Here is a 14,716-nt window from a genome sequence, read left to right as displayed (position 1 = left end):
CCGCCATCATGCCCCAACGGACGCCGCGCCCACGGTAGCGCTGTGCCGGTGAAATCCGGAGCCCTGCAGCACGACCAGCACTCCGTTGGTCACCGCCATGAGCCACCACAACCCGACGAGCCCCCAGGCCGCGGCCACGGGTGCGGCCACGGCCACCATCACCCCGTAACCGACGGCGAAGTAGATCAGGCTGGCGCCCGACCGCTTGAGCGCGGTGAGCCCGATGCCCTGAACCGCCTGCGCCCCGTCGGCCGTCGAGGCCAGCAGCATCAGCGGCAGCAGCGCCGCGACCCGCTCTCGTACGCTCGCGTCATCGCTGAACAGCACCAGCGCCGAGTCGCCGAACCCGAGCAGCACGGCCGCGGCGACGGCCGTCCCCGCCAGGGCGAGCAGGGCCGCGGCCCGGTTGGCCCGGCGCGCCTCCGTCGCGTCCCGGGCCCTGGCCACCTCGGGCACCGACGCCTGCGCCACGGAGATCGAGGCCAGCATGATGAACCCGGTGAGCGTGCTCAGCACCGCATGCGCGGCCACGTCACGGATGCCGGTCGTGCTCGCGGCGAAGGTGACGACCCCGAGGCCGCCGAACTTGATCAGGACCGTCCCGGCCAGCGGGATGCTCACCCGGCCCAGCCGGACGATCTCCCTGATCCGCGGCCGGCCCTGGCCGACGCGCGTCCCGAGGGCGCGGCGCAGGCAGAGGTTCGAGACGAGCACACCCGCGACCCCCGACAGCAGCCAGGCGACGCCCACGCCGGTCAGGCCGAGCGGCGGCACCAGAGCGACCGTGCCGCCGATCATCGCGGCACTGGCCGCCAGGCTGGACCAGAGGACCTGGCGGCTGCGGCCGAGCGCCACGAGCACGGTGTTGGCCCCACCACCCGAGGCGAACACCAGCAGGTAGAGCGCCAGAAGCCAGGACAGCGGCCCCAGCTCGGCCACGACCTCGGCGGGTACCCCGGTGGCGCGAGCGAGCAGGGGCACGCACAGCACCGCGAGCGCGCCGACCGTACCCACCAGCAGGGTGAGCCAGCGCGCGTCACGCAGGATCGGCACGGCCGCCGCGGGCGAGTCCTTGTACGGCGCGACGAAGGGCGCGAGCCCGCGAAGAGCGCCCACGACAGCGGCGGAGGCGGGGTTCAGGACGGCCGACATGACCGCGAAGGCGGCCAGCGTGACGGTGGCGTGCCTGCCGAGCACGGAAGTGACCACCAGTGTGCCGACCGTAGTGGCGATCATGGAGAGGAACAGGGGCACCGCCGCGCGAAGGAGGCCCGAGTTCACCCGGCCGACCCTACTAGCCCGGAGCGCACCCCAGGCATTCCGGCGGACCCCAACCTGGAGCACACTCCAGGCATTCCCACCCCCTACTAGCCTGGAGTGCGCTCCAGGTATTTAGGGTGGAGTCATGGATTATGTGAACCTCGGACGCAGTGGCCTCCGGGTCAGTCCACTCTGCCTCGGCACCATGAACTTCGGCCCGCTGACCACGGAGGAAGACTCCTTCGCGATCATGGACAGGGCTCATGAGCTGGGCATCAACTTCTTCGACACGGCCAACGTGTACGGCTGGAAGCAGGGCGAGGGGATCACCGAGCAGATCGTCGGCCGTTGGTTCGCCAAGGGCGGAGGTCGCCGGGAGAAGACGGTCATCGCGACCAAGCTCTACGGCGCGATGGGCGACTGGCCCAACGAGAACCTGCTGTCCGCGCTGAACATCCGCCGGGCCTGCGACGCCTCGCTCAAGCGCATGCAGACCGACTACATCGACATCTACCAGGCCCACCACGTCGACCGGAACACGCCGTTCGACGAGTTCTGGGAGGCCATGGACGTCCTGAAGCAGCAGGGCAAGATCCTGTACGTGGGCTCGTCCAACTTCGCGGGCTGGCACATCGCCAAGGCCCAGGAGTCCGCGGCCCGGCGCAACTCGATCGGGCTGGTGAGCGAGCAGAGCCACTACAACCTGCTCACCCGTGCGGTCGAGCTGGAGGTGCTGCCCGCCAGCCAGGAGTACGGCCTCGGCGTGATCCCGTGGAGCCCGCTGGCCGGCGGCCTGCTCGGCGGCGTGCTGCGCAAGATCGACAAGGGCCGGTCGGCCGCCGACCGCATGGTCACGGAGCTCGAGAAGCACCGCGACAAGATCGAGCAGTACGAGAAGTTCTGCGACGAACTCGGCGAGGACCCCGCGTACGTGGCGCTGGCCTGGCTCCTGAAGCAGCCCGCGGTCACCGCGCCGATCATCGGCCCGCGCACGCAGGAGCAGCTCGACGGCAGCCTGCGCACGCTGGAGATCGAACTGGACGAGCAGGCGCTGGCCCGTCTCGACGAGATCTTCCCCGGACACCGTCCGGCGCCGGAGGACTACGCCTGGTAACTCAGGCCAGCAGGGCGCCGAGCACGACGATCAGCAGCAGGAGGCCGAGCACGACGGGCAGCAGCCAAGGGCGAGGACGGTCCACGTTCTGGAGCCTAATCGCGCCCGATGGGTGCCAGATCCCATTGTGCGAGTGACTCGTACCTCATCTGCGCTCCCTGATGGCTGCGTACGAGATGGACGGCTTTCGCCCGCCATGTCGAGCCGCTGAATTCCGACAGCGACTCGACGAGCGGGCGGAGGTCCATCTCCGTCTTCGCCCGCGCGAGCGTCAGATGCGGGTGGAAGCGTTTCTCGTCGGTCTGTACGGCCCCCGCCCGGCGGGCGCCCGCTCTGACCGACTCCGACAGCCGGATCATCGAGTCACCGGAGAGCCCGGCCCAGAACACCCTGGCCCGGTGGGCGGACGAGAACGCCCCGAACCCGGAGAAGGCCAGGTCCAGGCAGGCATGCCGACCCACGGCACGGGCCAGCCGCACCTGCAGCTCCGGCAGGACGTGCTCGGGCACCTCGCCGAAGAAGCCCAGCGTGATGTGCCAGGTGGCGCGGTCCGGCCAGCGCAGGCCCGGCACCTGCCCGACGTGCGGCGCGATGGCGCGCTCGATCTCGTCGAGCACCTCTTCGGGCGGCATCAGTGCCGCGAATAACCTCATGCCACCCGATTCTGCAACGTGCTCAGGCGATCGCCAGCACCGGCTCGCCCACAACACGGGCGCTGATCAGCCTCGTCAGCATCACCGCGACGCCGGTGCCGACCAGCACCAGCAGCCCGGAGAGCAGGACGCCCGTCCTGGGTCCGCCCAGCTCCGACAGCCAGCCGACCAGCGGGGCGCCGATGGGCGCGCCACCGGTGAAGACGAGCATGTAGATGCCCATGACGCGGCCGCGCATGTCCGGCGCGGTGGCGAGCTGGACGCTCGCGTTCGCGGCCGTGTTGATCGTGATCAGCGCGATGCCGGTGGGGATCAGCAGCAGCAGGTACACCGGGTAGACCGGGGCCAGCCCGGTGGCCATCTGGAACAGCCCGAACCCGATGGCCCCGGCGATCAGCATCCGGCGGGACGGACGGGCCCGGCGGGCGGCGAGCAGCGCCCCGCCCAGCGCGCCGACGGCGAACATGCTGGAGGCCAGGCCGAACGACGAGGCGCCGGCCTTGAAGACCTCGCGGGCCATGAGCGCGATCGACATCGAGAACGACTGGGAGAACATCGACACGAACCCGATCAGCAGCACCGGCATCAGCAGCTCTTCGCGATGCAGCACGTAGCGCAGCCCTTCGCGGAGCTGGCCCTTGGCTCTCGGCACCGGAACGGAGAGGTTCAGCTCCGACTTCCGCATGAAGATCAGGCTGGAGATCACGCCGGCGAACGTCACCGCGTTGATCAGGAAGAGCGGTCCCGTGCCCCCGAACAGGAAGATCAGCACACCGGCGATCGCCGGTCCCACGACGCGGGCCAGGTTGAAGATGGAGCTGTTGAGCGCGATCGCGTTGGACAGATCCCGGCGGCCCACCATCTCGACCACGAACGCCTGCCTGGTCGGCACCTCGACGCAGGAGATCACACCCAGCGTGAACGCCATCACGTAGACGTGCCACACCTGGGCACTGCCCGTCATCGTCAGTACGCCGATGACCAGGGCGAGCACGGCCATGAGCGACTGCGCCACGATGAGGATCGGCCGCTTGGGATAGCGGTCGGCCAGCACGCCGCCGAAGAGCCCGAACAGCAGCATCGGCAGGAACTGCAGCGCGGTCGCCGTGCCGAGGGCCGCCGCGCTGCCATGGGTCAGATCGAGCACCAGCCAGTCCTGGGCGGTGCGTTGCAGCCAGCCGCCGACGTTGGACACCGCGCCACCGGCTGCGAACATGCGGTAGTTACGTACCTGGAGTGACCGGAACATCCCGGTCTTGGGTTCTTCAGGCTCTAGATCCTGCTGAGTTTCTCCAGAATCGGCGCCGCCTGCCTGAGGATCGACCGCTCCTCCGCGGTCAGCTCCCTCAAGCGCTGGCTCAGCCAGGCTTCCTTGAGACGTCGTTCCTCCTTCAGCAGTTTCTGCGCGGCCTCGGTCACGGTCACGGTCACCTGTCGCCGGTCGGTCGGGTGCGGTGTACGGGACACCAGACCGCGTTCCTCTAGCGCGGCGATCACGCGAGTCATCGAGGGGGGTTGCACCTTCTCGAGCTCGGCCAATTCGCCGGGGGTTATCGCGGAATGCCGTTCCACCGCGGCGAGCGTCGCGAACTGCGTGGGAGTCAGCGAGTGCGCCGCCGCTTGTCGTCGTAGCCGCCTGGTCAGCCGCGCCAGCGACACGCGCAGGGCTGTGGCCAGGCCTGCGTCGCTGCGCAGGTTTATCTGGGACTGGTTCTTGGTTAGCATGAGTCATTACCTTTGCTAACTATAGGGCATTCCACGATATTTCCCTACCTCATTTCTTGTCTCACTCCTTGATACCCCGAGGCCGCCTCCCATGCGAAGACGGCCTCACCAGGCATCAGACCCCGAAAAGTACCCTGATCGGGCCGAGCGCGAAGTAGATCACGAACAGGCCCATGACCACCCACAGCAGCGGGTGGATCTCCCGTACCTTGCCACGGGCGATCTTGATCAGCACGTAGCTGATGAAGCCGGCGCCGATGCCGTTCGAGATCGAGTAGGTGAACGGCATGACCACGATGGTGAGGAACGCCGGGATGGCGATCTCGTAGTCGGTGAAGTCGATCTCACGGATCGAGGTCATCATCAGGAAGCCCACCACGATCAGCGCGGGCGCGGCCGCCTCGTACGGCACGACCGTGACCAGCGGCGCGAAGAAGATCGCCACCAGGAAGAGCAGGCCGGTGACCACGCTGGCCAGGCCGGTCCGCGCGCCCTCTCCGACCCCCGCGGCCGACTCGATGTAGGTGGTGTTCGACGAGACCGAGCCCGCGCCGCCGGCCGCCGCGCCGAGCGAGTCGACGAGCAGGATCTCCCGGGTACGCGGCAGCATCCCGTTGGCGTCGACCAGACCGGCCTGGCGGCCGACCCCGACGATGGTGCCCATCGTGTCGAAGAAGTCGGTGATGAGCAGCGTGAAGACGAACAGCACGGCCAGGATCACCGAGACCCGGCTGAACGCGCCGAACGGGTCGAACTCCTTGAACAGCACCAGCGGGTTGTGGAAGCCGATGATCTGGTCCGGCAGGGTGGGCACGTTCAGCATCCAGCCGCCGGGGTTCTTGTCGGAGACCTGGCCGGCCTTCGCGATCGCCTCCACGATGATCGCCAGCACGGTGGTGCCGACGATGCCGATCAGGATCGCGCCCTTGACCTTGCGGGCCACCAGTGCCGCCGTCACGAGCAGTCCGACGACGAAGACGAAGATCGGCCAGGAGGTCAGGGTGTTGTGGATGCCCATCTCCAGCGGCGGCCCCGCGGGCACCCGGCGTACGAAGCCGGCGTCCACGAAGCCGATCAGCGCGATGAACAACCCGATGCCGACGCTGATGGCGGTCTTGAGCTGGGCCGGGATGGCGTTGAACACCGCCACCCGGAAACCGGTCAACACCAGGATGCCGATGATGACGCCTTCCAGGAAGACCAGCCCCATGGCCTCCTCCCAGCTCATCACCGAGGCGATGTTGAAGGTCACGAAGGCGTTGAGCCCCAGCCCGGCCGCCATGGCGAAGGGCACCCGGCCGATCACCCCCATGAGGATGGTCAGCACGCCCGCCACGAACGCCGTGCCCGCCGCCACGAGGGGCAGGTTGGGCGAGGAGCCGTCGCCGATGAACTGCTCCTGGACATCCTTGCCGTTGGCGATGATGATCGGATTCAGCACGACGATGTAGGCCATCGTGAAGAACGTGGCCAGCCCGCCGCGGATCTCACGGGAGATCGTCGAGCCTCGTGCGGAGATTGCGAAGAACCTGTCGATACCACTACTTGTGTCACTCACGGGCGAACAGTGACAGTTTGCGTCATCTGCGAAAAGTGGCGGTGATCGGATCGAGACCCGATTGGAAGCTAGGCTGGATCCTGTGAAGCAGGAATGGCGTCCCGACCCGGAGCCGATCGAGACCAACGACGTCGCGGCGGTCGCCGTGGGCACGCTCGCATGGGCGCTCGCGCTGGTCGCGCTACTGATCTTCCGCCCGGCCGCCGAGCAGTCCTGGTGGATCTGGACCTGCGTCGCCGGGGTCGGGCTCGGGCTGCTCGGCCTCTGGTACGTGCACAGGCGGGCGTCCCAGAGCTGACATTCGTCACCTCCAGCCGATCCCCGAAGTCACTGGAAAGTGCTGTTTTACCCCACTACCTGGGAAAAGGGCGGCTGATCATGCTGGAGGCATGAAGAAGACGTCATTCCCCTCGCTCTTGTGCGCGGTGACCCTCGCGAGCGCCGCCCTCGCGGGCTGCGGGTCGGCGGAGCAGCCCGCCAAGCCGACGGCGAGTACCGCGGCATCGAAGCCCGCCCAGACGGCGAAGGACTCCGGCATCGTCGCCTGGAGCCCGTGCACCGGCCTGACCGGCCCCGACGGCAAGCCCGTCGCGTCCGACCCGGGCGTCGAATGCGGCAAGCTCGCGGTGCCGCTCGACTACGCCAAACGGGACGGCGAGCAGATCGACCTGGCGTTGATCCGCGTCAAAGCCTCCGGCGACAGGCTCGGCTCGCTGGTGTTCAACTTCGGCGGCCCCGGCGGCTCGGGGGTCGACCTGCTGTCCATGACCGCCAAGATGTTCGCCGGCGTGGGCGCCGGCTATGACCTGGTCAGCTTCGACCCGCGCGGCGTCGAGCGCAGCGCACCCGTCAAGTGCGGCAGCGTCGAGAAGTGGATCTCCCTGGACCCCGCGAGCGACGAGATGGACCAGGCCGCCAAGGAGTTCGGGGCCTCCTGCGCCAAGGACTCCGGCAAGCTCCTGCCCCACGTCGGCACCGTGAACGCCGCGCGCGACCTCGACCGCATCCGCGCCGCGCTGGGCGACGAGCGGCTCAACTACTTCGGCATGTCGTACGGCACCCACCTCGGCGCCGTGTACGCCACCCAGTACCCCAAGAACGTCGGCCGGTTCGTCCTCGACGGCGCCCTCGACCCGACCGTCACCTTCGCCGAGCGCGCGACGACGCAGGCGGCCGGCTTCAAGCAGGCCTTCGAGGCGTTCGCCGCCGACTGCGTGAAGCAGGGCTGCGACCTCGGCGCCGACCCCGCCGCCGTACGGAAGAGCATCGAGACGCTGCTGTACGGCCTGCGGGACAAGCCCCTCAAGGTGGCCGACCGGGAGCTCACGAAGGGCCTGGCGGACACCGGCGTCATGGCCGCCCTCTACTCCAAGCTCAGCTGGCCGATGCTGGAGCAGGCAGCCGCCGCCGCGACCAAGGGGGACGGCACGCGGTTGCTCGCCCTGGCCGACTCCTACAACGGCCGCAAGCCCGACGGGACGTACTCGACGCTGATGACCAGCGTCCTGGCGATCGACTGCGTGGACAGCGCCGAACGACCGGGCCCCGCCGAGATCGACCAGGTCGAACGGGAGACCGCCAAGATCTTCCCGCTCATGCGCAACGGAGGGCTCGGCTCGATCTGCGCGCACTGGCCGGCGCCCGGCAGCGACGAGTCCAAGAAGATCGACGCCACCGGCTCCGCCCCCATCCTCGTGATCGGCGGCAAGGGCGATCCCGCCACGCCGTACGCGTGGGCGCCCAAGCTCGCCGCGCAGCTCAAGACCGGAGTCCTGGTGACGTACGAGGGCGAGGGGCACGGCGCCTACATGAGCGGCAGCAGCTGCGTCAGCCGCCTGGTCGACGCCTACTTCCTCACCGGCAAGACCCCGGGCCAGAACGCCACCTGCCCGGCGGCGTGAACCCACACGACGCTACGGGCAGGTCAGCGCTACCGGACAGGTCAGCGCTACAGGACAGGCCAGCGCTACGGGCCGCTCAGCGCTACCGGACAGGTCAGCGCTACAGCAGGTCGGCGGTACAGGCAGGTCGGCGCTACGACAGGTCGGCCTCGGCCAGCAGGAGCGGCACGGCCGTGGGGTCGTGCAGCAGCGCGGCCACCGCGAGCCGGTCGTTCCACTGGCCCGTCGCCCAGGCCAGGCCGCGCGCCAGGCCGTCGAGCCCCGTGCAGTGCACCGAGCCCTCGAAGAAGCGCCACGTGCAGGCGACGCCGTCGACCAGCAGCTTCTCGTGCTCGACGTAGGTATCGGGAGCCGTCGGGAGCAGGGAGCGCACCTCTGGCGGCACGGGGCGGGTCTCACCCTCGGACGTGACCTCGCCCTGGGCCAGCTCGCCGGCCAGCGGCAGGTCGAGCAGCTCGGACAGCGACTCGGCCAGGTCGTAGGGGGCCAGCACCAGAGGCCGGTCGGTGACGAGCTGGAGCAGGTCGGGGGCCTCCACCACGACGGCGTCGTCGGCCGCGGCCACCACGATGTCGCCACCGAGCACGGCGCGCACCCGGGCGGGCGGCGCCACCCGCGCGGGCTCGACGGCCGCCAGCGCGATCCACAGGGCCCGCAACTGGGCCCGGTCGACCTCGATGGACTCGTCGGCCATCAGGTCGAGGAGTTCTTCGGGCCCGCCGTGGCCGGCGAGCAGCTCGGCCAGCGTGGTGCGTACGCCGAGCATCCCCAGCGCCACCGGGTCGAGCCCGCCGGGCGCGTCACCATAGAGGCCCTGGAGCAGCGGGTCGGCACCGGGCAGCCGCAGCTCCCGGGGCCGTCGCCCGTCCAGCACGGCGTGGTTGGCCAGCCACCATGCCGTGTAGGACGGCACCTCGACGCCCTCGACCCGCAGCGGGTGCAGCGCGGCACGCAGCGGCGGCCTGGTCAGCAGCGCCAGCGCGGCGGGCCAGTCGGCGACCAGCTCCAGGTCGCGCACCGCGACGAACTCCGGCACCACGGGCGGCACGTCCAGCTCAGGCAGCAGGTCGAGCACGTGGTCGAGCCAGTCGTCCTCGCCGTCGAGGTCGTGGTCGCAGTCGTCGTGGTCGAGCAGCACATCGGAGTCGTGCGCCACGGCGAACCCGTCGAGCACGCCCGCGGCTTCGAGCACCCGGGAGCCGTAGGTCTCCACCAGCTCCGGCGCGACCACGCCGAGGTGCGTGTCGGGCTCCAGCAGCCCGGCCAGCGCGCCGTCGGCCAGCATCAGCTCGCCCGCCGCGTAGAGCTCGCCGTCGCTGCCGCGCAGCGCCAGCTCGGCCAGCCACGGCGCCTCGCCCGGCACCAGCGAGGCGGCCTCCACCAGGGAGAGCACGGCTCGCGCCACGGGCTCGGAGTCCGCGCTGTCGAGGGACTGGGCCACGGCGGCCTTGGTGATGGGGTCTTCGAGGATCGTCCGCGGCGTGGCCTCGGCGGCGCCCAGGCGCAGCAGCGCCGCGTGCGCCGCTTCCGGGTGCACGATCCGCAGCCCCAGAGGCGTCAGGTCGAGCCCGTCGCGGGCCGAGGCCAGGCGGGTGCCGCCCAGGTCGAGGATGAGGGTGCCGCGCGGGCCACGGACCAGACGGCCGTCGGCCAGCGGCACCGGCAGCGCGCCCAGCGACTCGGGGTCGTCGGCCGGCAGCACCTCGTAGAGCGAGCGCCACCACGACGGCTCCCGCGCCTCGACCGCCTCACCGGACAGCAGGTCGACGACCTCGGCCAGCTCGACCCGGCGCACACCCAGCGAGCCCATCGCCGGGTGCCGGGCGGGCCACCCGGCGGGCAGCAGGCCAGGGACGAAGTCGGCGATCGCGGCCAGCAGGTCACCCGACCCGGCGACCACGGCCGCCTCCTGGCCGGCGACGATCCAACCGTCCTCATGCGGCTCCCTGGCCGGGTGCTCGACCTGCCACTCGGCGTCGGGCTCGTAGACCTCGGCCTCGGCGAACGACGGCGTCTGCACGGCCGGAGCGGGCGCGGACAGGGCCGGGAGCAGCGGGGTGGCGGGCAGGCGCCGCAGGATGGCCCGCCGGATCCGGGCGTCGAGCTCGCCCTTGCCCATCAGGGATGGGACGAGGTCGAGGAGCTTGGGTGTGCGCGGCAGCTCGCCGAGCAGCCTGACGTAGGCGTCGGCGGCCCGCTCGACCAGGAAGTCGGTCAGCGGCCCCTTGGCCACGTGCCGCCGGTCGGTGGCCATCGGGAACGAGGCGATGAGCAGGGCCGGCAGATCGAGCGGCTCGTCACTGGGCGTCGGCGCGTGCACCACCGGCGGCACCCCGGCGGGCAGCGGGCCGGGCTCCGGGAGCTCCGGGCCGGCGACGGGCACGGCCCAGCGCAGCGACCAGTAGGGCCGGGCGCGCTCTTCGGTGGGCCGGTCGGCGAACAGGGCCGCCACCTCGTCGGGCGCGAACTCGCCCGACTCCGAAACCAGGTGCCACCCGTCGGCCGACACCTGGCGCTCCGAGCCGTCGAGGTCGATCTCGATGCTCGTCAGCGCGGGCATGCCGAGCAGCAGCGCCGGGCTGGTCTCGGCCAGCATGCGCCGGACCGCCGTGACCGACGCGGCGTCGCGCAGCGGCAGGCGTACGAGCGTGTCGAAGCCCTGCGGGACGTCGAGCGGCTCGGCCTCGAACGGCAGGCGCAGCAGCGGGACATGGCCGCCGCGCGAACCGAGCTCGGCGGCGAGCTCCGGCACCGAGGCCACCACGGCGGCCGTCTCCGCGCGCGACCAGCGGACGGCGCCCGTCTCGCGCGAGCAGATCGACGGCTCATCGCAGACCGACACGACCGCTGCGAACCCGACGCCGAACCGGCCGGCGGCGCCCGCTTCGTCCCGCTTGCCGGAGACGCGCAGCGTCGACAGCCCCTCGACGCCGGTCGCGTCGAGCGGGGCGCCCGTGTTGGCGGCGGTCAGGACGTCGTCGCGCAACGTCAGCCGGAGCACCCCTGGCACGCCCGCGCCCAACGCCGCGTCAGCGGCGTTCTGGGCGAGCTCCACGATGAGCCGGTCGCGGTAGCCGCCGAGGGCGAAGTCCTCCTCGGCGTTGGCGTCCTCACGGAATCGGGCGGTCGAGGCCGTCCACGCGGCGAGCACGGCGGCCCGCGTCCGGTCGGTGCCAAAGGTGTCGGTCATCTGTCACGATCCTGGTCGCTGGTGGGGCGGGCTCCGGCACATGTCCGGGGTCCGCCGATGGGGGGCCACCGTAGGCTAGCGGCCCTCACCGACATTCGCGGTCAGGAGTGGCCGAGCTCCTCGGTGGCCGATCCGTCGACGGATCCGGCCTCCTCTTCCATCAGGTCGAAGCCCATGTCGTCGAGGATGGGCATGGCCTGCTCGACGGACGGCGGCATGACCGCGGCCTCCGAGTGGGCCCCGCAGCCGTGGTCGGCGGCGACCACCTTGCCGTCGTCTGGGGCGTACTCATTGGCGCAGACCCCGAACACCTGCCGGAGCCCACCCGCGAGTGGCCAGTAGAAACCACAGGTGGAGCACTGCGCGGGAGCGGCGTGTGCGATCGGCGTATGCGGCCCGTGCTCGCCCGAGTGCCAGCGTCTGGCAGCGCGGTCCTTGCCGATGGCCGAGAGCACACGGGCCCGGCCCAGGCCGTACTCGAAAATCGTCTGATGGTCGGTCTCGTCGTCGGTCTTGACGAAACCTGGCTCCAGCCGGTCGTCGTCCTCCGAGGTCGGCAGCAGGTCGCCGACGCCCAGGTCACCGGGGCGCAGGCGCTCGCTCCAGGGCAGCCACTCGGGCGCGAGCAACGCCCCCGAGCCGGGCAGCAGGACGGCTTCGCTCACCGTGACGTTCTTCGCCCGTGAGGCGCGGGTCACGGTGATGGCCCAGCGCCAGCCGCGGTAGGCCCGGTCGAGACAGGCGAAGTAATGGGTGACGATGCGGTCGCCCTCGCCCTCGTAACCGAGGTGCTCGCCCGGCTCGCCCGGCCGCGCGAGCTCCTCCGCGGCGGCGCGCGCCAGGTCCACCGCGGCGACGCACGCCTGGTCGGGCGGGGAGACGCGGGTCCGGGTGCGGGTCATCTGTCCGCCTCCGCCGCAAGGTGCTGTTCGCTCACACTTTCATTCTCACCCATGACCGGACCTGAAGGTGCCCACACCGCCCATCCCGGACCCACTGACAGCACATCAACAGTCCCGACCCCGAACGATCCGCCGCCGTCGGCGAACGACGATCGAGGAGCACGGGCACCAGACCTGAAGGTGCCCACACCGCCCATCCCGGACCCACTGACAGCACATCAACAGCCCCGACCCCGAACGATCCGCCGCCGTCGGCGAACGACGATCGAGGAGGACGGGCACCAGACCTGAAGGTGCCCACACCGCCCATCCCGGACCCACAGGCGACACATCGGTGGGCCCGTTCACGGGCGATCCGTCGCCGTTCGCGAGCGACGATCGGGTAAGACTGGTAAGCGTGCAAGGAGGCTGGGACACGGCTCGCGAGGTCACGCGGCGCGTGGGGCGAGGCGTCGCCGACGCGGGCCGTGCCACCGCGCGCGCCGGCCGGGCCACCCTGCGGGCGGGAAAGGCGACCGCCGGTGGCACCGCGCGGGCGGGCAAGGCCACGGCCAGAGGGGCGCAGAAGGTCGGCAGGGGCGCACGGAAGGTCGGGAAGGCGACCCGCCGTCTCACCCACGCCGACGGCGCCGACCGCACCGGGCTGGGCCGCCTGATCGAGCTCACCGCCGGCCACAGCGGCGGCGACGCGCTGGTCACGGTCGCGCTGGCGAGCACCGTCTTCTTCGGTGTGCCCGTCGGCGAGGCCCGCGGGCCCGTGGCGCTCTACCTGGTCATCACGATGCTGCCGTTCGCGCTGCTGGCGCCGTTCGTGGGGCCGATCCTCGACCGGTTCAGGTCGGGCCGCCGCTATGTCATGGCGGGCACGCTGTTCGGCCGCGGCCTGCTGTGCTTCGCGATGGCCGCCGCCGTGGGGCCCGGCGACCTGCCGACGCTGTTCGTCGGGGCGTTGGGCGTGCTGGTGCTGTCGAAGGCGTACAACGTGTCACGCGCGGCGATCATGCCGAGCGTGCTGCCCGCCGACATCACGCTGGTCTCGGCCAACGCGCGGGTGGCGCTGTTCTCGCTGATCTCGGCGGGCGTGATGGTGCCGGTCGCCGCGGGCCTGACCGCGTGGCTGGGCAGCGCCGCGGTCCTGCGTACGGCCATGGTCGCCTTCCTCCTGATCGGCGTCCTCGCCGTACGGCTGCCGCGACACGTCGACTCGCCCGAGCTGGAAGAGGAGGAAGGCAGGCCGCTCCGCTGGCGGACCCTCCTGAACGTGGGCCCGGCGGTGGCCGAGGCGGTCTGGGCGAACGTGGCCATCCGCCTGTTCTCCGGCTTCCTGCTGTTCTTCCTGCTGTTCCTGGTGCAGGACAAGGGCGTGCCGTGGCTGGCCACGCCCGACCCGTTCTTCGACATCCCGAAGACGATCGCGCTGCTCGCGGCCGCGGCCGGGCTGGGCGGCCTGATCGGCGCGGTGGTCGCGAACTGGACCCGCAACCACTCACCGCACCTCATCACGCTGCTGACGCTGGCCGTGACCGGCGCGACCACGATCGCCACCGCGGTGTTCTTCGGCCTCTGGACCGCGGTCGCGATCTCGCTCGTCACGGCGTTCGCGCAGGAGCTCGGCAAGCTCGCGCTCGACGCGATCGTGCAGCGGGAGATCGGCGAGGAGGTGCGCTCGTCCACGTTCGGGGTGGTCGAGGCGGTGTTGCAGCTCGCCTGGGTGTTCGGCGGGCTGATCGGGCTGCTGCTGTCGCTGGCCGAGAGCAGCGCGGCGGGGCTGGTCACGCTGGCCGTGGCGCTGACCGGCACGTTCGGCTGGCTGATCGTGCGCCGCCGCAAGCGGATCCGCGCCGCCACACGCGAACCCAAGACCGCCGAGGATCAAGGTGCGTGGGACACCGAGGATCGACACGCCGACCGGCGGGATCAGCGCGTCGACACCCTCGACTCGACCAAGCCGCTGACGAACCCCAACGGCTAGGCGTCGAGGTCGTCCGCCACCGCTCTGAGCACCTGCGCGATCTTCTTCGCGTGCGCCGCGTCAGGGTGCTTGCCCCGCTGGTAGGAGGTCGAGACGTCGTCGAGGAGCTTGATCAGATCCTCCACGATGACGACCAGTTCGTCCGGCTTCTTGCGCTTGGCCTTGGGCTTGGGCTTGGCCAGCGTCGGCGGCTGCTCGAGGATCCGCACCGACAGGGCCTGCTGGCCGCGCCGTCCCTCGGCCACGCCGAACTCGACCTTCTGGCCGGGCTTGAGCGGGCCGGCACCTGTGGGTAGCGCGGAGGAATGCACGAAGACCTCACCACCGTCGTCGCGGGTGAGGAAACCGAAACCCTTGTCGGCGTCGTACCACTTGACCTTGCCACTCGGCACAGGAGGAACCTCGTTCAAACAGTCGTAAAAAGGCGAATGGATGTAGGTT

12 protein-coding genes are annotated in these 14,716 nt (G+C 70.7%); 4 read left to right on the top strand and 8 right to left on the bottom strand.

The window, feature by feature from the left end:
• Positions 1-6: 6 nt before the first annotated feature.
• Positions 7-1,281 (bottom strand): MATE family efflux transporter, encoded by a 1,275-nt coding sequence (locus AB0H88_RS32575; RefSeq protein WP_357651224.1) that lies wholly within the window; start codon positions 1,279-1,281, stop codon positions 7-9.
• A 124-nt stretch (positions 1,282-1,405) separates the two neighbouring features.
• Between AB0H88_RS32575 and AB0H88_RS32570 the strand changes: the two genes are divergently transcribed.
• The gene (locus AB0H88_RS32570) at positions 1,406-2,374 is read left to right on the top strand and encodes an aldo/keto reductase (RefSeq protein ID WP_357651222.1); all 969 of its coding nucleotides are present in this window, start codon (positions 1,406-1,408) and stop codon (positions 2,372-2,374) included.
• A 95-nt stretch (positions 2,375-2,469) separates the two neighbouring features.
• Here AB0H88_RS32570 and thpR read toward each other — a convergent pair whose 3' ends face one another.
• The 4 genes from thpR to AB0H88_RS32550 all read right to left on the bottom strand — a co-directional run bounded on the left by thpR (position 2,470) and on the right by AB0H88_RS32550 (position 6,310).
• On the bottom strand, positions 2,470-3,027 hold the full coding sequence (gene thpR / locus AB0H88_RS32565; RefSeq protein ID WP_357651220.1) for an RNA 2',3'-cyclic phosphodiesterase: 558 nt from the start codon (positions 3,025-3,027) through the stop codon (positions 2,470-2,472).
• Positions 3,028-3,049: 22 nt separating this feature from the next.
• Entirely contained in the window at positions 3,050-4,276 is a 1,227-nt protein-coding gene (locus tag AB0H88_RS32560; protein ID WP_357651218.1) for an MFS transporter, read from the bottom strand.
• A 23-nt stretch (positions 4,277-4,299) separates the two neighbouring features.
• Positions 4,300-4,752, bottom strand: coding sequence for a MarR family transcriptional regulator (locus AB0H88_RS32555; protein WP_225300773.1), 453 nt, complete (start codon positions 4,750-4,752; stop codon positions 4,300-4,302).
• A gap of 115 nt (positions 4,753-4,867) precedes the next feature.
• A complete protein-coding gene (locus AB0H88_RS32550; protein WP_357651216.1) occupies positions 4,868-6,310 on the bottom strand; it encodes an NCS2 family permease in 1,443 nt (480 codons plus the stop codon).
• Positions 6,311-6,392: 82 nt separating this feature from the next.
• On the opposite strand from AB0H88_RS32550, the gene AB0H88_RS32545 reads away from it, so the two are divergent.
• Together AB0H88_RS32545 and AB0H88_RS32540 are read left to right on the top strand one after the other, a co-directional pair.
• Complete coding sequence (locus tag AB0H88_RS32545) at positions 6,393-6,608, top strand: DUF2530 domain-containing protein (protein WP_357651214.1); 216 nt, start codon at positions 6,393-6,395, stop codon at positions 6,606-6,608.
• 91 nt (positions 6,609-6,699) lie between these two features.
• On the top strand, positions 6,700-8,211 hold the full coding sequence (locus AB0H88_RS32540; protein ID WP_357651212.1) for an alpha/beta hydrolase: 1,512 nt from the start codon (positions 6,700-6,702) through the stop codon (positions 8,209-8,211).
• A gap of 133 nt (positions 8,212-8,344) precedes the next feature.
• Here the strand turns inward: AB0H88_RS32540 and AB0H88_RS32535 are convergent, their stop codons facing one another.
• Positions 8,345-11,401 carry a hypothetical protein gene (locus AB0H88_RS32535; RefSeq protein ID WP_357651210.1) on the bottom strand — a complete coding sequence of 1,019 codons (3,057 nt, stop codon included), beginning with the start codon at positions 11,399-11,401 and terminating at the stop codon, positions 8,345-8,347.
• 101 nt (positions 11,402-11,502) lie between these two features.
• Positions 11,503-12,303, bottom strand: coding sequence for a DUF3027 domain-containing protein (locus AB0H88_RS32530; protein WP_357651208.1), 801 nt, complete (start codon positions 12,301-12,303; stop codon positions 11,503-11,505).
• Positions 12,304-12,700: 397 nt separating this feature from the next.
• Between AB0H88_RS32530 and AB0H88_RS32525 the strand changes: the two genes are divergently transcribed.
• On the top strand, positions 12,701-14,275 hold the full coding sequence (locus AB0H88_RS32525) for an MFS transporter (protein WP_357651206.1): 1,575 nt from the start codon (positions 12,701-12,703) through the stop codon (positions 14,273-14,275).
• Here AB0H88_RS32525 and AB0H88_RS32520 read toward each other — a convergent pair.
• Positions 14,272-14,667: a cold-shock protein gene (locus AB0H88_RS32520; RefSeq protein WP_225300766.1), complete on the bottom strand. Its 396-nt coding sequence runs from the start codon at positions 14,665-14,667 to the stop codon at positions 14,272-14,274. The two genes, AB0H88_RS32525 and AB0H88_RS32520, sit on opposite strands and share 4 nt — an antisense overlap.
• Positions 14,668-14,716 lie beyond the last annotated feature (49 nt).

Source organism: Nonomuraea sp. NPDC050680 (assembly GCF_040654555.1).
Lineage (GTDB): Bacteria > Actinomycetota > Actinomycetes > Streptosporangiales > Streptosporangiaceae > Nonomuraea.
This window is presented reverse-complemented; position numbering and strand designations above follow the sequence as displayed.

Bases quoted from the DNA above. Each gene is read 5' to 3' on its own strand.
- thpR (WP_357651220.1), bottom strand. From the start codon at position 3,027: ATGAGGTTATTCGCGGCACTGATGCCGCCCGAAGAGGTGCTCGACGAG.
- AB0H88_RS32530 (WP_357651208.1), bottom strand. From the start codon at position 12,303: ATGACCCGCACCCGGACCCGCGTCTCCCCGCCCGACCAGGCGTGCGTC.
- AB0H88_RS32555 (WP_225300773.1), bottom strand. From the start codon at position 4,752: ATGCTAACCAAGAACCAGTCCCAGATAAACCTGCGCAGCGACGCAGGC.
- AB0H88_RS32540 (WP_357651212.1), top strand. From the start codon at position 6,700: ATGAAGAAGACGTCATTCCCCTCGCTCTTGTGCGCGGTGACCCTCGCG.
- AB0H88_RS32570 (WP_357651222.1), top strand. From the start codon at position 1,406: ATGGATTATGTGAACCTCGGACGCAGTGGCCTCCGGGTCAGTCCACTC.
- AB0H88_RS32535 (WP_357651210.1), bottom strand. From the start codon at position 11,401: ATGACCGACACCTTTGGCACCGACCGGACGCGGGCCGCCGTGCTCGCC.
- AB0H88_RS32560 (WP_357651218.1), bottom strand. From the start codon at position 4,276: ATGTTCCGGTCACTCCAGGTACGTAACTACCGCATGTTCGCAGCCGGT.